This is a genomic window from uncultured Nostoc sp., assembly GCF_937863485.1.
In the GTDB taxonomy this organism is placed as follows: Bacteria; Cyanobacteriota; Cyanobacteriia; order Cyanobacteriales; family Nostocaceae; genus Nostoc.
Genome location: NZ_CALMFY010000218.1, coordinates 1 through 24,011 on the forward strand (window position 1 = coordinate 1; position 24,011 = coordinate 24,011).

Below are 24,011 nucleotides of genomic sequence, written 5' to 3' on the forward strand. Positions count from 1 at the left end.
CAATATCCCTTATTTCCAATTTTCTTCTGCCTAGAGTGACAAAAGAGGGTTAAGCCAGGACTTAAAAAAAGATCATTAATGGAGACTTTGCCGTCTCGATCGCTATCTAAGGTATTAAAAAGAGTTTGAAGCTCTTGCTCAGTTGTCATAGGTTTCTATCTGAAATTAATTTTTCAATTTAATATCTCAAAATCTTGACAAAGACGCAAGGATACTTAAGACAGTTCAGATGTACGCTGTGATACAAGGTCTACAGTCTGACAATGAAAATAAATCGGCACGGTAGAGCCAAGATTCCCACACAGCAAGAGATACAGCTAATTTTCAGTGATGGCTTAGACACCGACCGCGATGCCTGCGGTTTTTGCTAGCCGACGCACTTTGTTTGGTGTCTGCCTGTTCAGGGCTGCGAGAATCCGCGAAACCTGTACCTTGTTGACTGAAGACATTTACACACCCAAAGGTATTGTTAGACCCAAGCTGATTATTAGGAAGGGAAACACCAAAGGGAAGCTGGCTACTAGGTCATAAGTCCTTAAAGGTTTTTGGCGCTAACTGAACTATATTGACGCGATCAGCTTATTTCCTAGAAAAGGGACGCTTTATTTCAAACTCAATTACTTGAGGGTTACGACTTGCTGATGCTGGACGCTGATTGGTAGAGAACTAAGGCATTTTCACGTAAAATTGCTACAGCGATCGCCTCTGCTTCAGCCACAGTAATGTCAGAATCTGCAATTGCTTGCTCTAGCACTTCTCCTAAAAGCTGGCGACCCCACTTTGCACCCAAGTAGTACAATTCTGGAATTGAATGTGCATCAGAAGAATACATTAATTTACTCGTGGGAGTTAATTCTAACAGCTGCCTGATTGTTTCCCGCATCCCGGATACGCTTAAAAAAGGTATTGCCAAACCAAAATCTAAATAAACTTGGGGATATACAGAAGCTAAATAACCAGCCTGCTGCATATAAGGATAAGAAGCGTGTAGCAATACTAATGGTACACGGCGGTACTGGGGTAACTCTAATAAATATCGTAGATTTAGGGGATTAGCCAATCGTAAATCTAAGTCTGGATCACCATAGCCAGTATGTAATTGCACTGGTAGGCGATATTTCGCCGCTACTAATAACGCCTGTTGTAACAGAAAATCAATCAGGGATTTATCAGTCAGTCGCAGAGGTTGATTTTGCAGTTGTTGTTTCAGGTTGTCAAAGTGAGCCGCCGCCACCTCGTCGGCTACAGGTTGAATATCCAAGCCACTCCGGTAACAGGCAATACTTTTAAAAGCCACCACTCCAAACGGTGGTGGATCAAGTTCGCTGTTGAATCTTGCTAAGAATTGGGCAAAATCTTCTGATTGCGGAATTAGCTGTTCTGCTAATAGTTCTAATCTCAGAATTCGTCGCACAGGAATAAACCTTTCATGCCACGATAGAGGTAAAATTGTTTCTGGCTGCAAACCATCATCTAAGTAAATCGCCTCTAGGTTAGCCGCCTGAAAATAAATCTGCGTCAGTTCTTCTAATCCTAGACTTTCCCGCCGTGCCAAAATTGCTGCTTCTTCAGCTTCGCAGTTTAATAAAGCTGCAATCTCGCGCAAGCTACGCCGATAAAAGAACGTATGACGGGCATGGTAGTTGATGATTTCTGGATCATAGCTTTCTGTGAAGGCAGCCGCGTAAGGATACTGGCCCACAACTTCTGGTCTGAAGATGTTGTGGGCGTGTTGGTCAATTAAAGGAATGTCAGCTAGATTCATTGATAGGTAATTAGATCGCTAGTATTTCTCTAATAAGGTTTTTACTTCTGCCTTTAAGTCCCAATCTTTCATAGCTAGCCACTCTGCTTGACGCACTGCTAAGAAAGGTTTCGCTAACTGGGGATTTAAAGCTGTTAATAGGATATCGTCTTGCTGAAGGTGAGCGATCGCTTGCCCCAAATTATCTGGTAATCGGTCTATTTGATTAGTATCGCGTTCTTCAATTGAGAAATATCCAGGGTCTTGATTCACCGGGTTTCCAGGTGTTAAACCACGCTGCACACCGTCAAGTCCGGCAGCAATCACTGCTCCTAAAGCTAAGTAAGGACTAGCTGAGGCATCCACAGTTTTCAATTCCAAGTGGCTGGGACAGCCCAAACCAGGGTCACTGGGGACTCTCACGGCTGCCTCCCGATTATCTAATCCCCAACAGCGATAAGCACCACTCCAACTATGAGGAAGAATGCGGCGGTAAGAATTAGTACTTGGGGTAGTTAGTGCCATCATTGCCGGCAGATGGTGGAGAATGCCACCAATAAATTGTAATCCCACCTCAGAAAGACCACAGATTCCCTGTGGGTCAGGTAACAGGTTTTTCTCGCCATCCCAAAGGCTCAGATGGATATGACAACCACTACCAGCCGCATCCGGGAAGATTTTGGGTAAGAATGAAGCGATCAGGTTGTGGTTGTAGGCGATCGCTCTGACGGTTTCTCGAAAAGCAATCTGCCAATCAGCTGCAAGCAAAGCATCGGTATAGCGCATGGAAATTTCCTGCTGACCGGGGCCAGATTCAGGATAATATTGTTCTACAGGGATATCTTGAGCGATCAATGCATCAGCGATCGCATCAATTACTTCTCGGTTAAGATCCATTGCCTGAGTTGAGGCAAAAACTGTGGAGTCCGCAGGAATGATTCCTTCAGGTGTTTGCCGAAGTAAGTAAAACTCATTTTCAAATGCTGCCCGCACTTGGCAGCCATTAGATTCGGCTGCCGCAATCATCCGCCTCAAGAAATTTCGCGGGCATAATGCCCAAGCAGAACCATCTAGTACCATATTGCCCATAACACGAGCATGACCAAGAGCATAAGGTAAAGGCTTGAGGCTAGACCAATCTGGTACTAAGCGAATTTCACCTACTGGCCCTAAATCAGTTTCTGGCACAACCGCATCATACATCACAGGAATTCCCTGCTGCCCTACGGAAATACCCACCCCATGCTCAAAGTAGTGAGCTAGCATCCCTACATGTACGGCTTTGCCACGGATAATGTTAGCATTATCGCACCAAAGAACTCGCACGAATTTGACACCTGTTTCTTCAAAATTTTTACGTATTTTTTTCCAGTTATTTTTTTCAATCATTGCTATAGCAATCCTAAGTGATTCATGAGAAAACACTATCTTGATTTATTAACGCTCAGTCAAAAATATGATAAACCGCGTCCACCTTGAAAACTGTAGTTCTTTCCGTATGAGCAATGACTTTCTTATTGATTTGGGCAATGCAGTAAATTGTTCATCCTCAATTTATAGTTCAACAGTTTTCAAATATTCTGAGCAATTGACAATTATTTTTTTTGAACTAAATCGCACCTTACTAAACCAAACAATATCCAAAAAACAATTCTCATCGTTTTATGGCGCACTAATCAGTAATTTAGCACCTTGAGCATCTACCTTTAATGCACATATGGCAAGAACAAAGACCGTTCCTCTGGGCGTAACCGCCTTGGCCGCATCGTTTGTTTATCCACAAACAATCCTTTTTGCCATCCCTGTGCTGTTAGTATTCTCTGTTCGTTATAAAAACAAAACTGCATAATCGCAGAGGCATTCTTCAGTTCAGAGATCCATATCGACACCTGCACGCGTTCGCCCAAATAGAGTGGTGATTTGTAGGTGATGTTGGTTTGAACCAAAACCGGAACAAACCCTTGCTGATAGATTTTCTGTATTGGCATTCCAACAGCTTCCAGTAGTTTTGTCCGTCCAATTTCCATCCACTGAATATAGACGCTGTTGTTTACATGGCCAATAAAATCAATGTGGAAGGAATACACCTCTAACTCAAAGGAAATTTTTTGCATTTTTAGTCCTCTTTCGTCACCACTCAGTGACAAAGTATCATAGTCACTGAGTGGTGACAAGTAGATGAGAACGATTCATGGCGCGAGACAAAGAAGAAACCAAGGCACGAATTCTGGCAGCAGTTGGTAAACTCTTGGCAGAATCAGGTTTTAAGCAACTGGGGGTAAATGCGATCGCCCGTGAAGCCGGAGTTGATAAAGTGTTGATTTATCGATATTTTGAGAATCTTCCCTCGCTGCTACAAACTTTTGGCAAGGAAGGCAACTATTGGATTACAGTTGAAGAATTAATTGAGGATGAAACTGCCGTCGATGCAGAATCGCTGGCTGACTGGATGGTATTGTTACTGACACGCTTTATGCATGACTTGCAAGAAAGACCGATCACGCAAGAGATTATGCGTTGGGAGTTACTCCAAGGCAATGAGTTAACGCATGAGTTAGCAACAGTGCGCGATCAAGTGGCGATTGAGAGTTTGGAATTTCTCAAGCAGAAGTATTCCTTCCCCCCAGATAAAGATATCCCTGCCATCAGTGCAGTTTTGATTGCTGGAATTGTTTATCTGGTTATGCGAACCAAAGTCAGCAATACATTCTTAGGAATTGATTTCAGTTCATCGGCTGGATGGCAACGTATTGAAGGGGCGATCACATCTCTACTTGAGGCAATTGTTGAAAATGATCGGTAAGTGTAGCGACTACTTTTATCGGCTGTGATCACCACAACAATAAGCTTTCCCCTTGGTATCAACGATTATGTGTCGCTTACCTCATGCAAATTTTTTTATCCGCATCGAAGCCGACATCTCTTGAAACCATCGTTCCTAATTCAACTGTTTGGCGATCCATAATCGCCTCAGATGGATGATCGTTCTCAATTTGGACTTACACGTAGCCACAATTGTAGCCTTTCATGAATTTGCTGCCACGTCCCGTCTTTTCGCCACTGTCGAAAGTAATTTATCTTTTGGAATTCCCTTAGTACTAGCGGGTTCAACAGGCAATGGTTGAGCGGCTTTCAACACCGCATCCAGCAACCCCGGAAACAGCACCTCTAAATCTTCACGCCGCAGGATGTTAATGTGATGTGTCCCTTCTTTACGTGTAAAGACTATCCCCGACTCCCGCAAAATCTTGAAATGATTGGACATAGTAGACTTAGCGATCGCAAAATCAAACCTGGCACAGCATTGTTCCCCCTCAGTCGCCAGCAGCCGCACAATCTCTAGCCGCACTGGATCGCCCAATGCATACAGCACTCCCGGTAAAGAAATATTTTTTCTATCTGGATGATAAAGAAATCTCATAGTTGCATTATCTCATCAGGTGGCATATATTTTTATTATTCGATATTATCGAATTATAGAATTAATTAGGAAGGCAATTTATGTCATCCATTACCAATGTCACAGAAGCCACATTCAAGCAAGAAGTCTTGGAAAGTGAAATTCCGGTCTTAGTGGACTTTTGGGCACCGTGGTGCGGTCCTTGCCGGATGGTGGGTCCAGTCGTCGATCAAGTTGCTGTTGAATATGAAGGACAGGTGAAATTTGTGAAGCTGAACACAGATCAAAATCCTACTGTCGCCAGCCACTATGGAATTCGCAGCATTCCGACGCTGATGGTTTTTAAGGGAGGTCGGCAGGTTGATACTGTCGTAGGGGCAGTCCCAAAAACCACCTTGAATAAGACCTTAGCACAGCATCTTTAATCTAGGTACTGTTGTGAAATGCATTTAGTTTGCAGTCTTCTCTAGTCAAGAGAGTCAGGAGTCAGAATACATCTGACTCCTAACCAGAGGCAATGGAAGTCTCCGGTTTTGCTCCTAACTCTGCCAATTTTAGATTTTGGATTTTGGATTGAAGGAAATATCTAAAATCCAAAATCTAATGACTCATAGCTCCTGAATTCTGTTTTAACTAATGGGGAAAGAGCGAAATGGACTTGAAATTGCATGGTAAATCCGCACTGGTGAGTGGCTCAACCGCAGGTATTGGTTTGGCGATCGCCCTTGGGTTAGCTCAAGAGGGTGCATCAGTGATTGTCAACGGTCGGTCTGAAGAACGAGTAGCCCAGGCGATCGACAAAATTAAGCAAAGTACACCCGACGCGAAAGTTTCTGGTGTTGTTGCTGACGCAGGCACTGCATCAGGGGTAAAGCAACTCTTTCAAAAAGTTCCTCACGTTGATATCCTCATAAACAATGTGGGTATTTATGGGCCAAAAACCTTCTTTGATATTACTGATGAAGATTGGTTAAAGATATTTGAGGTTAACGTCCTCAGCGGAGTCCGTTTGAGTCGGCAATATCTCCAAAAGCAGCTAGAGCAAAACTGGGGGCGGATAATTTTTATCTCCAGCGAATCTGCTATTCAGATCCCAGTAGAAATGATTCACTACGGTACAACTAAGACAGCGCAGCTAGCCATTGCAAGAGGTCTAGCAGAAATCACTGTCGGGACTGGAGTCACGGTAAACTCCGTCCTACCAGGGCCAACCCGCTCAGAAGGAGTTGAGGACTATATTTCCCAGCTAGGACAGGAACGCAGTATTAGTCCAGCGGAAGTTGAGGCTGAGTTTTTCCAAAGTGTGCGCCCAACTTCCCTAATTAAACGCTTTGCAAGTAATGAAGAAGTAGCAGCGATCGTAGTTTACCTTTCTAGTCCTGTAGCTTCAGCAACTAATGGTGCAGCTTTGCGGGTAGATGGTGGCGTTATTCGCTCGATTGTTTAGTATTTGAACCACATCTGTCGTAGGGGTACAGTCAACTTAACGTTAAAAGGGCGGTTAGAAACCGCGTCTAAACAAACAAAACCCACCTGCGTGGGTTAAAAAACTTTGAATTGGAGTAAAGCAACATGACTAGTGATATCAACTTATTCTCTCCTTACCAATTAGGGAATCTGGAACTACCTAACCGCATAGTAATGGCACCCTTAACCCGAAATAGGGCAGGTAAAGGAAACGTACCACACCAACTGAATGCTACCTACTACGTCCAACGTGCTTCCGCCGGACTGATTATTGCTGAAGCAACACAGGTAACTCCTGAAGGACAGGGCTATCCCGCTACACCAGGAATTCATTCACCAGAACAGGTGGAGGGATGGAAGTTAGTAACCGATGCTGTGCATCAGCAGGGAGGAAGAATTTTTCTGCAACTATGGCACGTAGGCAGGATTTCCCATCCTGACTTACAACCAAATGGAGCTTTACCTGTGGCACCTTCTGCCATTACTCCTAAAGGTGAAGCCTTAACTTATGAGGGGCCAAAACCCTTTGTTACTCCCCGTGCTTTAGAAACTTCGGAAATACCGCAGATAGTAGAACAGTACCGTCAAGGAGCAGCAAATGCTTTAGCGGCTGGGTTTGATGGGGTGGAAATTCACGCAGCTAATGGTTATTTAATAGATCAGTTTCTCCGCGATCGCACCAATCAGCGTACAGATAAATATGGGGGTTCGATTGAGAATCGCGCCCGATTCCTGTTAGAGGTGACAGAGGCAATAACTAGTGTGTGGGATTCTAACCGAGTTGGGGTACGTTTATCTCCCAGTGGGACTTATAACGATATGCATGACTCGAATCCCCTGGAGACATTCGGTTATGCGGCTCAAGCGTTAAACCAGTTTAATTTGGCATATCTGCATATTTTTGAGGCAATAGAGGCAGATATCAGACATGGCGCGATAATTGTACCCACCAGTCATATACGCGATCGCTTTACAGGTACACTCATCGTCAATGGTGGTTATACCCGTGAAAAAGGCGATGCTGTACTGGCAAACAAAGCAGCAGATTTAGTTGCCTTTGGCACATTATTTATATCAAATCCAGATTTACCCCGACGCTTGGCTTTGAATGCACCACTAAATCAAGCAGATCAAGCAAGCTTTTATGGTGGCGATGAACACGGATATACAGACTATCCATTTTGGTCGGCTGCTAATGAGCAGGCGGTCAAGGCCTAATTCTTCTCATCTGAATAATTAAAACCCACGTTCTGCACTCTAAAGTATCAAATCAAACTGAGGAGTTTGAGATTTTTCCAAGATACAACAAAATGGTTGTGTAAATTGGTTGTCAACTATGAAAGATACTTTAGAAGAAACGGAAATTAAAGAACGCGTTAACGATTGGCTAGCTGCGTTTAGTGCAGGCAATAAACCATTTGATTTTTCTGTCTTAGACAATCTTTACTGGCAAGATGAACAATTCCTCGCTTTCGATACCCTCTCACCGCAGACCACTCGAATTCAAGGATGGCAATCATATGAGGAGATATGGAAGCCCTTCATGGCAGCACTAGCACAGTGGCAAGTTCAATCAGTTGGGGATATTCAGATATTTACAGGTGATAACATTACCGTCTCGGCTCTGATTTTTGAGAGTACAGCAACCACCATAGGGAATGAGGCAGTTAAAATTACGGCTCATGCGACGCTTGTATGGGAGAAGCGACAAGGACAATGGCGCATTATCCACGAGCACATCTCTAACCCAGTTAACATTGCCAATTAGAGAAGAACACATTACAGTGTCCTGCTCTTTAATGCTCTTGAATCACTCTCAGCAGAGTAAAATCCGAAACCCTTTCATAACTCAACTATCAGGAGAATCTCATGATTTCTATTACTCAAACCCAACCTTTAGATGTACCCAGTGCGATCGCTCAACGCCGTTCCATCAAAACTTTTAAAACAGACCCCATCACCCCAGAACTGCTTAAGCAACTGGTAGAGTTAACCGTGGCTGCACCCAGTAGCTATAATATCCAGGACTGGCAAATTATTCTTGTGCAAGATGAAGCGCAAAAGGCAGCACTGTCAGCAGCATCTTTTAATCAACAGCAAATTGTTCAAGCACCTGTAACCTTTGTCTTTGCCGCCGATCCAAACGCAGGCGAACAAAACTTGGCCCCAATTCTAGAGCAAGGAATCAAAACTGGGGCATGGAATGAAGGCACAGTAAACTACTTTAAAACCGCCGTCCCCCAATTTCAAGCAACGCTAGGCGACAAGCGACGCGAATATGCGATCAAAGATGCGATTATTGCCGCTACCCATTTGGTGTTAGCAGCAGAAAGTTTGGGATTATCCACTTGTTTTATGAACGGTTGGATTGAGGATCAGGTAAAGGAAGTGATTGGGGCTGGGGATAATCCAGATTTAGCGATCGCTGTTTTAGTTCCTGTTGGCTATGCAGCCGAACCACGCTTAAATCCAGGTCGTTTGCCATTCTCCTCCAACGTCTCTGTAGACAGAATTGGTAACCCTTATGCAGGGTAGCTTTCCCTAAATTGGGAATGGGGAATAGGGAATAGGGAATGAGTCTTTGATACTAGCCGACGAGTCTTTAATACTCGTGAATGAGTCTTTGATACTCGCTGACGAGTCTTTTATACTCGCCGACGAGTCTTTAATACTCGTGAATGAGTCTTTGATACTCGCTAACGAGTCTTTGATACTCGCCAACGAGTCTTTTATACTCGCTAACGAGTGTTTAATACTCGTGAATGAGTCTTTAATACTCGCCGACGAGTGTTTAATACTCGTGAATGAGTCTTTGATACTCGCTAACGAGTGTTTAATACTCGCCAACGAGTCTTTTATACTCGCTAACGAGTGTTTAATACTCGTGAATGAGTCTTTAATACTCGTGAATGAGTGTTTAATACTCGCCGACGAGTGTTTGATACTCGTGAATGAGTTTTTGAACCTGCTCCCCCATCTCCCCCTACTCTCCAATACAGTTCAGTTAAGCATTTCTTCCTTCTCTTTGCGTCCTTTGCGTCCTTTGCGGTTCGTCAAAAAAATTGATTTTGACAAAGAGTTTAAGTCTTAACTGAACAGTATTGCCCTACTCCCCACTCCCCACCCACTACTCATGTCCTTAGCCTCCTTCCTAGCGCGTCGTTCCTTTCACTATGGCTGGCTCGTCGCGGGTTTAACATTCCTAGCCTTGTTGGTTGCGGCCGGAATTCGCTCTGCTCCCGGAGTCTTTATAGTGCCTCTCGAACAGGAGTTCGGCTGGAGTAGAGCTACTATATCTTTGGCAATCTCCATTAACTTAGTACTCTACGGATTAATTGGCCCTTTTGCTGCGACACTCATGGAGCGGATCGGCATTCGCCGGATGATGGTGTTCTCACTTGCTATCATTGCTCTCGGTGTCGGTTTAACCACTTTGATGTCAGCATCCTGGCAGCTAGTCTTGCTGTGGGGTGTAGTTGTTGGTTGTGGTAGCGGAGTTATCGCCCTGGTTTTAGGTGCTATTGTTGTCAATCGCTGGTTTTTTGAAAAGCGGGGTCTGGTTCTCGGCATCCTAACCGCCAGTACAGCTACCGGCCAACTGGTATTTCTGCCCATGCTGGCCTCAGTAACTGATCGCTTTGGGTGGCGAATTGCCGCTCTAGGTCTTACTGGTGCAGCACTTCTAATTACTCCAGCGATCGCAGCCTTTATGCGCGATCGTCCGGCGGATGTCGGTTTGCGGGCCTTTGGCGACAACAGCGAAACGGTGGAAGTGTTACAGCCGAGAGTGAATTCCATCACCTCTACCCTCAATGCCCTCTGGCTGGGAATGCGTAATCGCGACTTCTGGCTGTTATTTGGTAGCTTTTTTATCTGCGGTGCTAGTACAAATGGGTTAATTGGAACTCATTTAATTCCCGCTTGTATTGACCACGGTATCCCTGAAGTCAAGGCTGCTGGTCTTTTGGCAGTCATGGGACTATTTGATTTTTTTGGAACTACTATGTCTGGTTGGCTATCTGACCGCTGGAACAATCGCTACTTATTGTGTTGGTACTACGGACTGCGGGGTTTGTCTTTGATTTTCTTACCCTTCAGTTTCGACTTTTCCTTTTATGGACTTTCCATTTTCGCCGTCTTCTATGGACTTGATTGGATTGCCACCGTACCACCTACAGTGCGTCTTGTTGCTAACGTCTTCGGTAAAGAAAATGTCGGCGTTATGTTCGGCTGGATTGTCGCAGGACATCAGCTCGGTGCAGCCACAGCAGCATTCGGAGCCGGGGTATTGAGAACCTGGACGGGTAGTTATTTACAAGCGTTTATTTTATCAGGTCTTCTCTGTTTGATTGCCGCAGTTTGTGTATTGCAAATTGGTCAAAGTCCCACTAAAGGCAATTCCCACTTATCTTCAATCACACTCAATCCTTAGTATCTAAGATGAATGTCTTAATCGTTTATGCCCATCCAAATCCCAATAGTTTTAATCACGCCATCCTTGACTCTGTGGTAACTGGACTCAAACAAGCCGGTCATACTCCCAAAATTAAGGATCTTTATACTTTATCTTTAAAAATTACCCTTGATGCCGAAGATTTCGAGCAAATTGCCAACGGAAAAACGCCAGATGATATCTTAAAAGAACAACAAGATATTCTCTGGGCTGAGGGACTTATTTTCATTTACCCAATTTGGTGGTATGACCGTCCAGCTATTCTCAAAGGCTGGATTGATCGAGTGTTTTTACAAGGCTTTGCCTTTGATACAGATGCCGATGGTCTCAAAGGTTTGCTCATGCACAAAAAAGCCATCATCTTTCAGACCACTGGCGGCACAGAAGCAATGTTTACACACATCGGCACTGATAAGGATGTATTCCGACACACCATGATGGAAGGTACTTTACATCTCTGTGGCATTCAAAACATTATCTATAAGCCCTTTTATGGTGTGCCACATATTTTGCAATCAGACCGAGAACAAATGCTGTCGGAAACTTATGAACTGGCTAAAAATTTCTAACAAGGAGAATTAAATTTATGGCAACAACAGCTTTAATTGTCGGTGCAGGTAGTGGACTGAGCGCTTCTTTAGCCCGCCTATTTGCCAAAGAAGGATTCAGCGTCGCTTTAGCGGCTCGCCAAATTGAAAAACTCACTCAATTGAGCAGTGGAATTGGCGCAGTTAGTTTCGCTGCTGATGTCTCAAAGCCAGACGAAGTAGAACAGTTATTTATTGATGTTGAAAATAAAGTCGGTTCCCCGAATATTGTCGTTTACAATCCCAGTTTCCGGGTGCGGGGGCCTCTTGTTGATTTAGACCCTGGTGAGGTGGCAAAAACCTTAGATGTAACTGCCTATGGTGGCTTTCTTGTGGCCCAAGCTGCTACCAAAAGGTTTTTGCAGCTTGGCGGTGGTGCTATATTTTTTACTGGAGCCTCAGCCAGTATCAAGGGTTATCCTCTGTCTGCTCCCTTTGCAATGGGTAAATTTGCACTGCGCGGTTTGGCTCAGAGTATTGCTAGAGAATTAGCACCGAAGAATATCCATGTGGCGCATTTCGTGATTGATGGTGGAATCCGTTCAGCAGACCGCCAAGATCCAGCAGATAAACCAGATAGTACCCTTGACCCGGATGCGATCGCTCAAACTTATCTCAGTATTCTCCGTCAACCCCGCAGTGCTTGGACATGGGAAATAGAACTACGTCCGTGGGTAGAGAACTTCTAGCCTAGACAATTGTTAGAAAGATAGTTTTGCAGGTATGAGAATTGATTTTGGTGCAACTGCTACTGATTATGCAAAACACCGCGCTGGCTTTCCCAGTTCATTATTTAACAAACTGTCTGAATATGGTATAGGTTTACCAGGGCAAAATATTGTTGACCTTGGCACAGGAATAGGAACACTAGCGCGGGGCTTTGCGGATCGAGGTGCTTATGTGATTGGCATAGACCGATCAGCATCACTTTTAGAACAAGCAAGCCAGTTGAGCGAATCTGCCCAACTCAAAGTAGATTATCGAGTCGCAACTGCGGAAAATACCGAGTTACCAGACGCAAGTGCGGATGTGGTAACTGCTGGACAGTGTTGGCATTGGTTTGACCGTTTGCGTGTTGTCCAGGAAATTATTCGGATATTGAGAAGAAATGGCTCGATTGCGATCGCTCATTTTGATTGGATACCCTTAAAAGGTAATGTAGTTGAAGCAACAGAACAACTGATTAAGGCTCATAATCCCGCGTGGAATCTGGACGGCGGTAATGGATTGTATCCCCTGTGGTTACAAGACATTGGCGAAGCAGGATTCCGAGAAATCCGCACATTTTCTTACGATGTATTTGTACCTTATACACACGAAAATTGGCGGGGGCGAATTCGGGCTAGTGCTGGTGTCGGAGCCAGCTTGACACCAGAAAAGGTAGAAATATTTGACCAAGAATTGGCAACATTACTTGAAGCAAAATATCCCACACCAATTCTTCAGGTTCACCACAGAGTTTGGGCAGCGATCGCAAAATCACCGCAATATACAACATTTCATTAATTCGTAGCGAATTCTCTGCCCCCTTTTGCGTTTAAATTTCAACCCTCAATATAAGGAAAACTAACCATGATTGATCTTTATTATTGGACAACTCCAAACGGTCATAAAATCACAATTTTCTTGGAAGAAGTCGGCTTACCATATACGATAAATCCTGTGAATATTGGGGCTGGGGAGCAATTTAAGCCGGAATTTCTGAATATTTCTCCTAACAATCGGATACCTGCGATCGTTGACCACGAACCAGCCGATGGAGGTGCGCCAATTTCGGTATTTGAGTCTGGTGCAATCTTGCTATATTTGGCAGAAAAAACCGGGAAATTAATCCCCCAAGATTTACGCCAACGCACTAAAGTTTTAGAATGGTTGTTTTGGCAAATGGCAGGGCTGGGGCCAATGGCGGGACAAAATCATCACTTTAGCGCCTATGCTCCCGAAAAGATTGAATATGCCATTAACCGCTACGTGAATGAGACGGGACGCTTATATGCAGTGCTGAATAAGCAACTAGCAGATAAAGAATTTGTGGCTGGCGATTATTCTATCGCCGATATTGCTGCTTATCCCTGGATTGTCCCCTATGAGCGCCAAAGTCAAAACCTAGAGGATTTTCCTGATCTCAAGCGGTGGTTTGAGACAATTAAAGCCCGTCCAGCAACAATTCGCGCCTATGAGAAAGCAGAAGCATTGAAAACTCAAGCGCTTGATCCAGATAAATCACGAGATTTGTTATTTAACCAGTCGGCGAAGACTATTCAACCTTGAGCGTTTTGATTTGTCTTGTGACTGTGGCGATCGCTAAGTTAGCTCTAACCCCAGATCATCGGTTGCAACTATGAGCAAAGATTTCTCACTATCTTCCTTTCCTCAATTAGAAACAGAAAGGCTCCTTCTGCGTGAGACAACGTTGCAGGATGCTGAGGCGATCTTTGCTGTCTTCTGTGATCCAGGCGTGACTCAGTTTCATGATCTTGATAGCTTCACTTCTATTAAAGAAGCGATCGTAGTCATCGAACGTAGAGCCAAGCGGTTTGAGCGAGGAGATGGAATTCGCTGGGGAATTGCTCGTAAGCAAGACAACGTTTTGATTGGTTCTTGTGGGTTTACGTGGAACCCACAAGAACACTCTGCTGAAGTCGGTTATGAGCTTGCTAGTACCTTTTGGAGACATGGCATCATGACTGAGGCGGTGGGTAGTATCTTGCAATTTGGGTTTGAGAAAATGGGTTTGCGTTTCGTTGTTGGCCAAGTCATGGTGGACAACATAGCTTCTAAAAAGTTGCTAGAAAAGTTAGGTTTTCACAGTCAGGGTATACTGAAACAGTATGGCTTCTTCAAAGGGCAGTTTCACGATCTGGAGCAATTTGTGCTTCACAAATAAAAAACTGAGTGGGAGCATCCACTTTTGGAAGAAACATAATTATTTGGTGCCAAAAACCCTACTATATAGTTGGTCTAAAAAAGTCGATTTGCCAAAAGTGGATGCTCCCTATCTGGGACATTTTTTTCAAGGGCAACTGGTTAAAAGCTCTATTTAGCAAGCTTTTTGGTTGCTTACCCTGCCCTTCAGGCGTGCCATTTTAATAAAACTGTGACTCTTCGCGCTCAATTACTCTTGATCTAATTTCAGTAGAGGAATTAGAAGCCAGCAAAGCATTGTAAATACGGCACTGATAATCACAAGAATGTAAACTGGAACGCCCCAACTATATAAGTAACCTCCTAAAATGGGGCCTGGTTGTTTAACTAGGTTATACACTGACATCAGCAGTGCGTAGGTTGCAGCTTCTACACCGACAGGACAAGATCTTGCTGCAATTTCTAAGACACCCAGCATGGCTATCATGCCAGAAAATCCCAAAAATAGACTAACCAAGATAGCGCTCTGAGTATTGTGTATAAATAATAAACCGAGCGTAGAGACAGAAGTTAACCCAATTGCTAGATTTAGCAGTAGCTGTCGAGAAATCCTAAAGGCAAACATGCCGAAAACAAGCGCGCCTAAACCATTGGTCAAAGCTTCAAATGTACCCAAAATCCCTATAAATTGAGCGTCAAACTTCAAAGCATCCTTGTAGTAATATACAAGGTAATTTACTAGGGATGGGACGAGAGTGAACTCAAGGCAAGCAATAAAGCCCATAACAGCGAGAAACTGTCGTGACTTTACTGCTAACCAAATAGATTTCAGATTATTTTTAACTGAAACAGTTTTTTGCTGCTTTTTTTCATTTGCAAGTAATAGGAAGGTTGCAACTAAACCAATCAATGGTACAATTGCAGTCAGCAGAAACGCCATCGATAGATTAGAATTTTGAGCAAGCCAGCCGCCGATATAATATAGCAAAGCTTGACCAAAACTTAGAGCTGTCCATTGAGTTGCCTGTAAGCGAGCCGTGTTGTTCAAAATCCTGCCTTGAACGAGCATTATTTTATCTGTAAGTACGTCGCTAAAGGCGATGAATAAATTGACTAAAATTAGACCGATCGCTAGTAAGGAAATCGTGTTAACTTGAAATCCGCCTAATCCTAACAAGGCAGCAAGCGTTAGGGCGTAGCAGATAAAAAAGTAGCTTTTGAACTGATAGCCAAATATTAAAACAGCATCTCCAATTATTCCGTAAAGTGGTCTAACTAACCAGGGAATGAAAATTAAACTGCTAAAGGATGCCAACTGTGCTGGTGAAAGTCCAAGGCTCTCTTTTAGATAAATAGTCAGCGTCAGACCGAAAAGTCCTGGATTACATCCGTAAGTTTGAATTAAGTAAAACAGGGCCATGATGCCAATAAGTTGCTGTATTGTCATCGAATCTTCCCTAGTAGTATTGGACATTAGTTACCTGATTTCATTGAGCCGCCAAATTTCATAATAGAGCTAATACCTAGCGGCGTAACGGGACGAGCTTTATCCAACTGAGTGAGTAGGTTAGCAAGGGATATTATTAAATCTTTTTACCCAATTAGCTTATGGCTAGAGTAAGTGTGGCAGCTTGCTACGGGGAATTGTTAAAAATATCCAGAAAAATACAAGCGAATCAAGTTAAAAGAACCAAAGGTATTTCCTGAAATAGCAATCCGATTTGATTTTTGAAAAAATATAAGTATATCGCAATCCTATGGCGATGATAGGCAAAATAAAAACCATTCCAACCGGCGACTGGGCTGACGATAATTAAAGGTTTGGGAAGGAATTGTTTTAGCTTGTTTGGGCGGCATTAATTCTAAAAGGCTGCTCTATTTGCATGACGACTCGCACGCTTTTTTCTAAATATAAATTCCCGAAGAACGGGAAGCACACAAGGAGGGAAAGAAGAGTTAGTGAAGACTAACTCTCTTACTACCCTAGTACAGGGGGCGCGTAAATAAACCAACCATTCAAAATAGCGCAAAAGCCCGGAATATAATTCTTTTGACTTTTGACTTTTTACTTTTAACTTCCGCCTTGCGGTACTAGCCCTTCCCCTTCTGTAAAAAGTCTATTCTAGAAGTGCGAAAACTCAAACTACAGGAGAATATAGCAGTGGGCAGGTTAGCAAAGGATATAGCAGGCAAAACACCTGTCTCATTAGGATTGTTGGGCGCTGCTGCCTTCATGGTGATTGCTGATGCACGGGTGATTGACCCCCTGCTACACATCATTGCTGACGAGTTTAAAGTCGGGGTTGGCAGCGCTGCGATAATTATCTCCGCATACACAATTCCCTACGGACTATTTCAGTTAGTGTATGGGCCACTAAGCGATCGCATCGGCAAACTTAAGGTAATTACAATAGCGCTGGCAGCATTTGCTGTGGGTACTGCTGTTTGTGCTTTTGTGTCAAATATCGTCTTACTTACCTTACTGCGGGTTCTCACAGGGATGGCTGCTGCTGGGGTGATCCCCGTTACCCTAGCTTATATTGGTGACAACTTCCCTTATGAAGAACGCCAAGCTGCGATCGGCAAGTATTTAAGTGCGCTAGTGTTGGGTCAAATCCTCAGTGGTAGTTTGGGCGGCATCTTTGGGGAATATATCGGCTGGCGTGATATATTTCTGTTATTTGGCATCGTCTCCCTTGGCATTGCTGGACTTTTGTGGCGGGGAACGCGCCATCTTAGCGATGGTCATCGTCCCTAAAGTCGCGTCGGTAGGATAACATTTCGACCTTATTACCAACTATTGACCCAACCGATCGCTCGGACTGTAATTATAGGAGTGTTTGTGGAAGGCTTTTGCGTATTTGGGGCATTTGCTTACGTCGGCGCATTTCTGCGCGATCGCTATAGTCTAAGTTATCTAGCGATCGGGTTTATGCTCAGTGGTTTTGGATTGGGTGGACTAATTTACAGTCGCTCAGTTAAATGGTTAGTCAGGCGACTGGGTGAAATTGGTTTAATGGGAGTGGGAGGAGGCTTGATGTGTATCAGCTTCTTAGCGATCGCATTGTTCCAGAACTGGATGCTGTTTATCCCCTTGAGTATTTTAATGGGATTGGGCTTTTATATGATGCACAGCACCCTCCAGACCCAAGCCACTGAGCTTTCCCCGGAAGCACGAGGCACTGCTGTTTCGCTGTTCGTCTTCAACCTGTTTGTCGGCCAGGGAATCGGCGCAGCGGTATTTGGTAGGATTGTGGATAACTTCGGCTACATTTATTGTTTTATTGTGGCTGGTGTTGCACTCGCTCTGCTCTCTGTTTGGTTAGTCAAGCAGAAGCAAAACAGCGATAAAAGCTAAGGTATACACACAGCCTCTAGAGGAGAGCAAGGGATTAGAATGTATCAATGTCATCAAAAAAGCAACATCTCTTGAACAAAAAACCCGGTTGGTCTTTGGATGAGCGAGATCCAAAGTTCATAGAATTTCTCATGCCTTTGTTTGGCTTTTTATATCACTACTATTTCCGAGTTCAAACTAGTGGCTGGGATAATATTCCACCTCAAGAAAAAGTCCTACTTGTCGGTTCGCATAATGGGGGACTCGCTGCACCCGATATGACAATGATGATGTACGACTGGTTCCGACGATTTGGTGTAGAGCAACCCGTTTATGGTTTAATGCATCCCAGCGCTTGGCAGGTTAGCCCGCCACTGGCGCAACTAGTTGCCAAGGCTGGAGCAATCATTGCTCATCCAAAAATGGCTTACGCTGCCTTGCACTCTGGAGCTAGTGTCCTAGTTTATCCTGGTGGAGCGCAAGATATCTTCCGACCGCATTATTTACGTAACAAAATCTGCTTTGCGGGGCGGCAAGGATTTATCAAGTTAGCGTTGCGCGAAAATGTGCCAATTGTGCCTATGATTTCCTGGGGTGCTCACGATACGCTGATTATACTGGGTGACTGCTACAAAATTGTGCAGCAACTCCACGAATGGGGGATGCCTTGGCTGTTTGGGATTGATCCGGAAGTTTTTCCGATCTATCTTGGGCTGCCTTGGGGATTAGCAATTGGCCCGTTGCCCAACATTCCATTACCTGTGCCCATGTACACGCGGGTTTGTCCGCCAATTGTATTTGAACGCTACGGTCGCCAAGCAGCCAGCGATCGCCACTATGTCAATGAATGTTATGAATTAGTTGTTAGTCAGATGCAGCAGCAGTTAGATAACTTAGTGAAGCTAACTGCTAAGTCCTAAAGATATTGAGTAAAATTGGCACGGACAACTTCTAACTAACTTGATTTCAGATGAGTAAGGACAGCATGAGAATTATCCTGCCAATGGTGACCAGCGCAAAAATTATTTAGTGCGTTTTTCAATTAATTGAACTACACCACTTTGCATCCTAAAAGTGATTCATAAACAATACCTTCGCCAAAAATAGAGGCTGAAGTCATTGAAAATGTTCAGTTTTACTATGTAACTTTATAGTACTATTAACTAAAACGCATTTAATTATATAAAACTTCATGAAAAATAAACGTTCATTCTGATATAGCAATCCTAAATCATTTGTAAGAAAGTAAAAGACTGAAAATTCTATAAATATGTAATTTTAATCTCCATATTTTCTCACGATTCAATTCGGATTGCTATAATATAAGTGAAAATTTTATTGATTAATTTAATTTTTATATAATTATGCTAAATGTGAATGATTATAATTCCACGAAAAAAAATCAAATATTGTTAGGGTTTGCCATAATTTTGTCGTTAATATTATGTGGAGAATTAGCAATTAGAGCTTATTCTTTTGATATTGAAGCTTTAACTAATCACACAGGTAAATATTTACCTGATTTTTCTAGCCGTTTTGATAAAGTAAGAACAGGCATAGAATACCTTGGTTTAAATATTATATATATTGTTTGGTTAATCATAAATAGAAATAAAAACAAAAAAAGAGATATAACGTTTATAAAAATACTCAGAAATAGTTCATTTTTTTTGTTAATCGCCTTCATAAGTTATCCAATAACTACTGATATTAATTTATATGTGCATTATGGTTTGATGGACTTAAATGGAATTAACCCTTTTATTAATCCTGCAAGCACATTTACCTCAAAGTTGTCTTCATTTCTTGTCTGGAAACAGACTTCAACTTATGGGCCTGTATCTCAAATATTTTTTATGATTTCCGCTGCTTTCGTTGCAATTACTCCTAGTTTGGGAATTTATGTATTTAAATTAATATGTCTTTTATTCCATATATTAAATACTTACTTAATCTGGCGGCAATTAAAAAACTCTCCTCAGAAAATCAATGTAACAATTGCATATTTAGTTAGCCCAATTTTGCTGTTTGAGCAGGTTACAAATGCACATATTGATGTCTTAATTTCTACAATTTTAATTACTTTAATAATCTGCCTAAAAAACCATAATTATATAGCTGCGACTGTTACAGTTTGGATTGGTTTTTTAATTAAAACATTACCAATTATTTGGTTGCCTCTAATTTTTGTTTATTTGATTAAGCAACAACGGTGGAAAAGCATATTTAGTGCTATTTGTATCTCTGTAGTTATAATTTTTGCAGTTGATATTATAGCTTTACATACAGTCGAGGCTTGGAAAAGCCTTTTAAATCCTGGGGTTGGAAACAAAGTAAATGGTTCCTTATATGCTTTGCTTACGCAAGTACTACATTTTAAATTTATAAATTTTTCTCTAAGTTTTAAACAGACTATATTCTCGATATTTAAACCTATAATATTTTTTCCATTTCTAGTTGCTTATTTTGTTGTTTTGATGAAACCATATTTGAAGAAAAATTATTCTGAAACTAATCTTAGTATAAATATAGGATGGATTACCCTAATATTATTTTTGTTTGCTGCTCCTTGGTATTGCTCTTGGTATTCCTCTGTGCTACTAGCAGTCGTAGCTTTAAACATACATTCAAAAAGATTTGTGATTACTAGTGTAGTGTTTAGTACTACAAGTACTGTTGCTTACTATCTAATACAAGGTTTCCCACCTTTCAATGTTGTAACGGTTATACCAACTTTAGCATTAATTATATTTTGGTTTAGGCGTGATATCCAAGCTCAAAAAAGAATGGTGGCAAACTGAATCATTATTTATGGGGATTATTAATTTTGACTTTTGACTTCCCCGTTCGCGTAGCGTCTCCAAGAGTTGGGGCTGACTATATCGCATATGGTATTGGTACTGAGGTTAATACGGGAGCATCCCAGTTTGGCAAAAATATATTAACCAAAGTTGCGGGTTATATTGGGTTATTAAGCAAAATCGCATTTATTTAAGTTTAGGCGGGAGGAAAAATTGCAGCCAAACAAAGGGTGCGATCGCCATCGCAAGCTTAGTTCAGTTAGAAGTTTTGAATCTTTAACTCATCACTCATAACTCCTAACTGTTTTGCTAGCCACCGCTTACTGGTGGAATCAGCACAACTTCATCCCCATCTTGTAGTAGGGTATCTGGTTCGACAAATATTAAATTAATCCCAAAGCGGGTAATGTCACGCCATCGGGAGAGTTCGGGGTGTTCAGCTATGAGGCGATCGCATACTGCTTTGACTGGCATACTATTGGGAAATTCTAGTACAAGTTCCGAAACCCTAAAGGCTTCTTGATAAGCAGCAAACAATTTGACGGTAACGGTGATTGCAGATTTAGACATACAATATGCTTTGGCAGTACCAGCAAGTAGTTTAATACTTGACAAGCACCCTGAACTATTGGGCTTTATTATACATTACTAAGTAGATGATTTTACAAGTCCACAGCGAAAAATGTGGATATAGGCACAGCACAATAACTTGCATTACAGAAACTACTGATGGAACGCTGAAAAATAATTGCCATTCTTACAGGTGCGATTTTGGTTATTTTAGCGATCGCCTACCTCATCCTAGTTCAAATGCTAGATTCCCACGACATGAAACCCGCCCCCATCAGTTGAATACGGGGCATTGCAATGCTCTGTATTCAACCCAAGTTTGAAAATGGCTGTCAATGATTTACCATCGTTCCACTATAAACAGTTCATTTGATGATATACCAAATACCGTTATTATTTTGACGTAAAATCGAGTACCTTTGCCCAAGAAATTCCAGCATTTTTGGAAAATTTTCTTTGATTATAGCCTGGGGTTTATAATCAAGAAAAATATAAGGAGGCTTTGATGAATCTAACTGCTCTAGAAGTGTTGGCCATTGTTCAGGCAGAAAATATTCAAGTGCCCAACCACGTAGTATTGTTGCTTGAGTCCGACCAGAGAAGTAGTAAATAGATGGATCACCAGCTACATAAATCTCACCAGGAAGACTTCCTGGTTGAGAGATAAAGTTAGCCTCTGAACGAAGGGATGGATATTTTTTTCTCAAGATAGTCTGATATTTAAATCGTGTATCTTCAGTTAAAGCAAAGTTATTATTAACTAGAGTAATACTCTTTTTTGTCAGAATAGATGATAAGGGGAAGAACAATAAAAATATGAGTAGTATTGTCGGGAGTGAGGAACTTAGTTGTTTTAAAGAATCCCATAATATATCTAATCCTTTAGTTGCTAAAATCCCTATGGGTACAAATAAGAGTAAATAATGGTATTCCCACAATGCTGTATATTGAATACCAATAATACCTAAACCAAAAATACACCAAATAACAAGTAGCAAAGTCAATATATTCTTAAACTTATACAATGATACATATACTGCAACAATAGCCAGTAACACTAAAGAGTAAAAATTCTGTAATAACCATTTTATTCCTGAAATCAAATCAATTTTATCTAATGCAGAATTAGTATTAGCAATAATCCGAGGTGGATCTATAAAAAATGTCTGATACACTATTGAAAAACTATTAAGCCAGATAAAGTAACTGGCAAAAACTAAAAGAGGAAATATAATTCCTATAAAAATTGGCAGACAAATCTCAATAATAATTTGTTGAATGCCCTGTCGCTTTATTAATATAGAATACATCAATATAGTTAGCCAAAACGAAAATAAAATAAGCAGAAATATGAATTTAAATAGGAGGACAATTCCACCAATGAAGCCTGCAAGTGAAAGCAGGAAGAATCTTTGCTTTCCTTCATATTTAAAAGAGTTAAAAGTCAGCCAAAGACAAAGGAATAAAGGAAAACCAACCAGTGCTTCTACTTGAGTAAGATGCCAAGCACCTGAAACAACATAGTAAACGCCAACCGTTAACAAAGGTACTAGACTTGCGATTATCTGATGCTGAAAATAGCTTTTTAGAGTCAGCAGCAATATTATCGAAAAAAACACCATGTAAATAAGTTCAAAGGCATGGATGCCAATCTCATTAAAACCAAACAAAGTTCCTGCCAAAAAATAAAAGTAGAAAATCCCTGGTTGCTTAATATCCCAAAAATCACGATACAATACCTTTCCTTGTTGCATCTCCAAAGCACCTAGCCTAAAGAATGCTTGATCTCCATCAAATGGAAAAGGTAAATGTATAAGACCAATCATGACAATAACAATCACAACTAAAAAGTCAATTTTAGTTAATTTAGCAATCCTAATCATGAAATTTTTAATTTAAATATAAGTGAATATACCGCAGTAGTTAATATCCTAACAAGATAACAGTAACTATGTAGCTTCTTTGTTATTGATAAGGTTTAGAAACTGTAAAGAAACTATAATGGTAAATGGCTATGAGCCTTTTGGTACTTAACTGTAATCTTAACTTTATTATGTTCTGTCACACCTTTTAGTGTTTGCAAATGTTTTCAGTGTAAGCAAAACTCCATATTCATATATTGCTTCAATAAGTAGATAGGCACGAAAAAACTAAACTATGTAAATATAAATAAGTCCAATGCATTTACCGAGATGACTTAAATACAACCGCTCATTTAAGTATATTACTGACTTGTGAGCAAGACCGAACTTTATGTTTTACTTTAAAACAGCAGACACAGGAAGTTAAAGACCAAGCAGCAATAATCAGGCTAAACGTAGTGTTAGTATTAATTTGCACACATAAGTTTTATCAGCAAGTAGATGCATCACTAACGGAACGTCTAAACCGTTGCTTTGAGCAACCGCGAGTATATTGATGTGGTGTGTGTCTCAAGTATTAATGTGGATATAGACACTGCACAATAACTTGCATTTTAGGAAATACTGATGGATCGTTCAAAATTAGTTGCCATTATTACAGGTGTGATTTCGATCGTTTTAGCGATCGCCTACCTGATCTTAGTCCAACTCCTGGACTACCGGGACATGAAACCCGCTCCTATCAGCCAATTTGACCAAGCGCCTGCAATTATTTCTAATTGTTGGCAGATTGACAAAATTGCCGAAGTGTAAATTATATTTAGCTGACTTATAGAGACGCAAGGGACTTGCGTCTCTTGTGATTTATGTCAATAAATAAAAACTAATGATGACTATTGATTAATACCACAGTCAATTCATAGAT

At 41.6% G+C, this 24,011-nt stretch carries 24 protein-coding genes; 17 read left to right on the plus strand and 7 right to left on the minus strand.

The annotated features are described in order from the left end of the window. Window positions 1–628 precede the first annotated feature (628 nt). From Q0541_RS29940 to Q0541_RS29950, 3 genes are all read right to left on the minus strand, one after another. A complete protein-coding gene (locus Q0541_RS29940) occupies window positions 629–1,765 on the minus strand; it encodes an amidohydrolase family protein (protein ID WP_298919784.1) in 1,137 nt (378 codons plus the stop codon). Window positions 1,766–1,783: 18 nt separating this feature from the next. Then, complete coding sequence (locus Q0541_RS29945) at window positions 1,784–3,133, minus strand: glutamine synthetase family protein (RefSeq protein WP_298919786.1); 1,350 nt, start codon at window positions 3,131–3,133, stop codon at window positions 1,784–1,786. Between the two features lie 317 nt (window positions 3,134–3,450). Beyond that, the gene (locus Q0541_RS29950) at window positions 3,451–3,918 is read right to left on the minus strand and encodes a thioesterase family protein (protein WP_298919788.1); all 468 of its coding nucleotides are present in this window, start codon (window positions 3,916–3,918) and stop codon (window positions 3,451–3,453) included. Between the two features lie 17 nt (window positions 3,919–3,935). Here Q0541_RS29950 and Q0541_RS29955 point away from each other — a divergent pair, with 17 nt between their 5' ends. Further along, on the plus strand, window positions 3,936–4,547 hold the full coding sequence (locus tag Q0541_RS29955) for a TetR/AcrR family transcriptional regulator (RefSeq protein WP_298919790.1): 612 nt from the start codon (window positions 3,936–3,938) through the stop codon (window positions 4,545–4,547). Between the two features lie 222 nt (window positions 4,548–4,769). Here Q0541_RS29955 and Q0541_RS29960 read toward each other — a convergent pair whose 3' ends face one another. Then, window positions 4,770–5,165 carry a helix-turn-helix transcriptional regulator gene (locus Q0541_RS29960; protein ID WP_298919792.1) on the minus strand — a complete coding sequence of 132 codons (396 nt, stop codon included), beginning with the start codon at window positions 5,163–5,165 and terminating at the stop codon, window positions 4,770–4,772. Between the two features lie 80 nt (window positions 5,166–5,245). Here Q0541_RS29960 and trxA point away from each other — a divergent pair, with 80 nt between their 5' ends. The 11 genes from trxA (at window position 5,246) to Q0541_RS30015 (ending at window position 14,538) form a co-directional block, all read left to right on the plus strand. After that, window positions 5,246–5,569 (plus strand): thioredoxin, encoded by a 324-nt coding sequence (gene trxA, locus Q0541_RS29965; RefSeq protein ID WP_298919794.1) that lies wholly within the window; start codon window positions 5,246–5,248, stop codon window positions 5,567–5,569. Window positions 5,570–5,796: 227 nt separating this feature from the next. After that, window positions 5,797–6,591 carry an SDR family NAD(P)-dependent oxidoreductase gene (locus Q0541_RS29970; RefSeq protein ID WP_298919797.1) on the plus strand — a complete coding sequence of 265 codons (795 nt, stop codon included), beginning with the start codon at window positions 5,797–5,799 and terminating at the stop codon, window positions 6,589–6,591. A 125-nt stretch (window positions 6,592–6,716) separates the two neighbouring features. Beyond that, window positions 6,717–7,829, plus strand: coding sequence for an alkene reductase (locus Q0541_RS29975; RefSeq protein ID WP_298919799.1), 1,113 nt, complete (start codon window positions 6,717–6,719; stop codon window positions 7,827–7,829). 118 nt (window positions 7,830–7,947) lie between these two features. Further along, window positions 7,948–8,379 carry a nuclear transport factor 2 family protein gene (locus tag Q0541_RS29980; protein ID WP_298919801.1) on the plus strand — a complete coding sequence of 144 codons (432 nt, stop codon included), beginning with the start codon at window positions 7,948–7,950 and terminating at the stop codon, window positions 8,377–8,379. Window positions 8,380–8,480: 101 nt separating this feature from the next. Further along, the gene (locus tag Q0541_RS29985) at window positions 8,481–9,146 is read left to right on the plus strand and encodes a nitroreductase family protein (RefSeq protein WP_298919803.1); all 666 of its coding nucleotides are present in this window, start codon (window positions 8,481–8,483) and stop codon (window positions 9,144–9,146) included. Between the two features lie 598 nt (window positions 9,147–9,744). Next, window positions 9,745–11,043 carry an MFS transporter gene (locus Q0541_RS29990; protein WP_298919806.1) on the plus strand — a complete coding sequence of 433 codons (1,299 nt, stop codon included), beginning with the start codon at window positions 9,745–9,747 and terminating at the stop codon, window positions 11,041–11,043. Between the two features lie 8 nt (window positions 11,044–11,051). Next, complete coding sequence (locus Q0541_RS29995; protein ID WP_298919808.1) at window positions 11,052–11,633, plus strand: NAD(P)H-dependent oxidoreductase; 582 nt, start codon at window positions 11,052–11,054, stop codon at window positions 11,631–11,633. A gap of 17 nt (window positions 11,634–11,650) precedes the next feature. Beyond that, window positions 11,651–12,340 carry an SDR family NAD(P)-dependent oxidoreductase gene (locus Q0541_RS30000; protein WP_298919810.1) on the plus strand — a complete coding sequence of 230 codons (690 nt, stop codon included), beginning with the start codon at window positions 11,651–11,653 and terminating at the stop codon, window positions 12,338–12,340. 34 nt (window positions 12,341–12,374) lie between these two features. Then, complete coding sequence (locus Q0541_RS30005; protein ID WP_298919812.1) at window positions 12,375–13,157, plus strand: class I SAM-dependent methyltransferase; 783 nt, start codon at window positions 12,375–12,377, stop codon at window positions 13,155–13,157. A gap of 66 nt (window positions 13,158–13,223) precedes the next feature. After that, window positions 13,224–13,922, plus strand: coding sequence for a glutathione binding-like protein (locus tag Q0541_RS30010; RefSeq protein ID WP_298919814.1), 699 nt, complete (start codon window positions 13,224–13,226; stop codon window positions 13,920–13,922). A 70-nt stretch (window positions 13,923–13,992) separates the two neighbouring features. Beyond that, entirely contained in the window at window positions 13,993–14,538 is a 546-nt protein-coding gene (locus Q0541_RS30015; RefSeq protein WP_298919816.1) for a GNAT family protein, read from the plus strand. A gap of 228 nt (window positions 14,539–14,766) precedes the next feature. Here the strand turns inward: Q0541_RS30015 and Q0541_RS30020 are convergent, their stop codons facing one another. Next, complete coding sequence (locus Q0541_RS30020; protein ID WP_298919818.1) at window positions 14,767–15,990, minus strand: MFS transporter; 1,224 nt, start codon at window positions 15,988–15,990, stop codon at window positions 14,767–14,769. A 687-nt stretch (window positions 15,991–16,677) separates the two neighbouring features. On the opposite strand from Q0541_RS30020, the gene Q0541_RS34650 reads away from it, so the two are divergent. The 4 genes from Q0541_RS34650 to Q0541_RS30035 all read left to right on the plus strand — a co-directional run bounded on the left by Q0541_RS34650 (window position 16,678) and on the right by Q0541_RS30035 (window position 20,654). After that, window positions 16,678–17,274, plus strand: a complete 597-nt coding sequence (locus Q0541_RS34650) for an MFS transporter (RefSeq protein ID WP_366941943.1) — start codon at window positions 16,678–16,680, stop codon at window positions 17,272–17,274. Between the two features lie 42 nt (window positions 17,275–17,316). After that, window positions 17,317–17,874 (plus strand): MFS transporter, encoded by a 558-nt coding sequence (locus tag Q0541_RS34655; protein ID WP_366941944.1) that lies wholly within the window; start codon window positions 17,317–17,319, stop codon window positions 17,872–17,874. 47 nt (window positions 17,875–17,921) lie between these two features. Continuing rightward, complete coding sequence (locus Q0541_RS30030; RefSeq protein ID WP_298919820.1) at window positions 17,922–18,773, plus strand: lysophospholipid acyltransferase family protein; 852 nt, start codon at window positions 17,922–17,924, stop codon at window positions 18,771–18,773. Window positions 18,774–19,226: 453 nt separating this feature from the next. Further along, window positions 19,227–20,654 (plus strand): hypothetical protein, encoded by a 1,428-nt coding sequence (locus Q0541_RS30035; RefSeq protein WP_298919822.1) that lies wholly within the window; start codon window positions 19,227–19,229, stop codon window positions 20,652–20,654. Between the two features lie 309 nt (window positions 20,655–20,963). Here Q0541_RS30035 and Q0541_RS30040 read toward each other — a convergent pair whose 3' ends face one another. Both Q0541_RS30040 and Q0541_RS30050 read right to left on the minus strand, forming a co-directional pair. Beyond that, window positions 20,964–21,224: a MoaD/ThiS family protein gene (locus Q0541_RS30040; RefSeq protein ID WP_298919825.1), complete on the minus strand. Its 261-nt coding sequence runs from the start codon at window positions 21,222–21,224 to the stop codon at window positions 20,964–20,966. A 365-nt stretch (window positions 21,225–21,589) separates the two neighbouring features. Further along, complete coding sequence (locus Q0541_RS30050) at window positions 21,590–23,107, minus strand: hypothetical protein (protein ID WP_298919827.1); 1,518 nt, start codon at window positions 23,105–23,107, stop codon at window positions 21,590–21,592. A 606-nt stretch (window positions 23,108–23,713) separates the two neighbouring features. Here Q0541_RS30050 and Q0541_RS30055 point away from each other — a divergent pair. Then, the gene (locus Q0541_RS30055; protein WP_298919829.1) at window positions 23,714–23,899 is read left to right on the plus strand and encodes a hypothetical protein; all 186 of its coding nucleotides are present in this window, start codon (window positions 23,714–23,716) and stop codon (window positions 23,897–23,899) included. Window positions 23,900–24,011: the final 112 nt, after the last annotated feature.

What these genes read in the sequence shown, in the direction of transcription:
- Q0541_RS29940 (WP_298919784.1), bottom strand. Translation starts at nt 1,765, where the DNA reads ATGAATCTAGCTGACATTCCTTTAATTGACCAACACGCCCACAACATC.
- Q0541_RS29945 (WP_298919786.1), bottom strand. Translation starts at nt 3,133, where the DNA reads ATGATTGAAAAAAATAACTGGAAAAAAATACGTAAAAATTTTGAAGAA.
- Q0541_RS29955 (WP_298919790.1), top strand. Translation starts at nt 3,936, where the DNA reads ATGGCGCGAGACAAAGAAGAAACCAAGGCACGAATTCTGGCAGCAGTT.
- Q0541_RS29960 (WP_298919792.1), bottom strand. Translation starts at nt 5,165, where the DNA reads ATGAGATTTCTTTATCATCCAGATAGAAAAAATATTTCTTTACCGGGA.
- trxA (WP_298919794.1), top strand. Translation starts at nt 5,246, where the DNA reads ATGTCATCCATTACCAATGTCACAGAAGCCACATTCAAGCAAGAAGTC.
- Q0541_RS29970 (WP_298919797.1), top strand. Translation starts at nt 5,797, where the DNA reads ATGGACTTGAAATTGCATGGTAAATCCGCACTGGTGAGTGGCTCAACC.
- Q0541_RS29975 (WP_298919799.1), top strand. Translation starts at nt 6,717, where the DNA reads ATGACTAGTGATATCAACTTATTCTCTCCTTACCAATTAGGGAATCTG.
- Q0541_RS29980 (WP_298919801.1), top strand. Translation starts at nt 7,948, where the DNA reads ATGAAAGATACTTTAGAAGAAACGGAAATTAAAGAACGCGTTAACGAT.
- Q0541_RS29985 (WP_298919803.1), top strand. Translation starts at nt 8,481, where the DNA reads ATGATTTCTATTACTCAAACCCAACCTTTAGATGTACCCAGTGCGATC.
- Q0541_RS29990 (WP_298919806.1), top strand. Translation starts at nt 9,745, where the DNA reads ATGTCCTTAGCCTCCTTCCTAGCGCGTCGTTCCTTTCACTATGGCTGG.
- Q0541_RS29995 (WP_298919808.1), top strand. Translation starts at nt 11,052, where the DNA reads ATGAATGTCTTAATCGTTTATGCCCATCCAAATCCCAATAGTTTTAAT.
- Q0541_RS30000 (WP_298919810.1), top strand. Translation starts at nt 11,651, where the DNA reads ATGGCAACAACAGCTTTAATTGTCGGTGCAGGTAGTGGACTGAGCGCT.
- Q0541_RS30005 (WP_298919812.1), top strand. Translation starts at nt 12,375, where the DNA reads ATGAGAATTGATTTTGGTGCAACTGCTACTGATTATGCAAAACACCGC.
- Q0541_RS30010 (WP_298919814.1), top strand. Translation starts at nt 13,224, where the DNA reads ATGATTGATCTTTATTATTGGACAACTCCAAACGGTCATAAAATCACA.
- Q0541_RS30015 (WP_298919816.1), top strand. Translation starts at nt 13,993, where the DNA reads ATGAGCAAAGATTTCTCACTATCTTCCTTTCCTCAATTAGAAACAGAA.
- Q0541_RS30020 (WP_298919818.1), bottom strand. Translation starts at nt 15,990, where the DNA reads ATGTCCAATACTACTAGGGAAGATTCGATGACAATACAGCAACTTATT.
- Q0541_RS30030 (WP_298919820.1), top strand. Translation starts at nt 17,922, where the DNA reads ATGTCATCAAAAAAGCAACATCTCTTGAACAAAAAACCCGGTTGGTCT.
- Q0541_RS30040 (WP_298919825.1), bottom strand. Translation starts at nt 21,224, where the DNA reads ATGTCTAAATCTGCAATCACCGTTACCGTCAAATTGTTTGCTGCTTAT.
- Q0541_RS30050 (WP_298919827.1), bottom strand. Translation starts at nt 23,107, where the DNA reads ATGATTAGGATTGCTAAATTAACTAAAATTGACTTTTTAGTTGTGATT.
- Q0541_RS30055 (WP_298919829.1), top strand. Translation starts at nt 23,714, where the DNA reads ATGGATCGTTCAAAATTAGTTGCCATTATTACAGGTGTGATTTCGATC.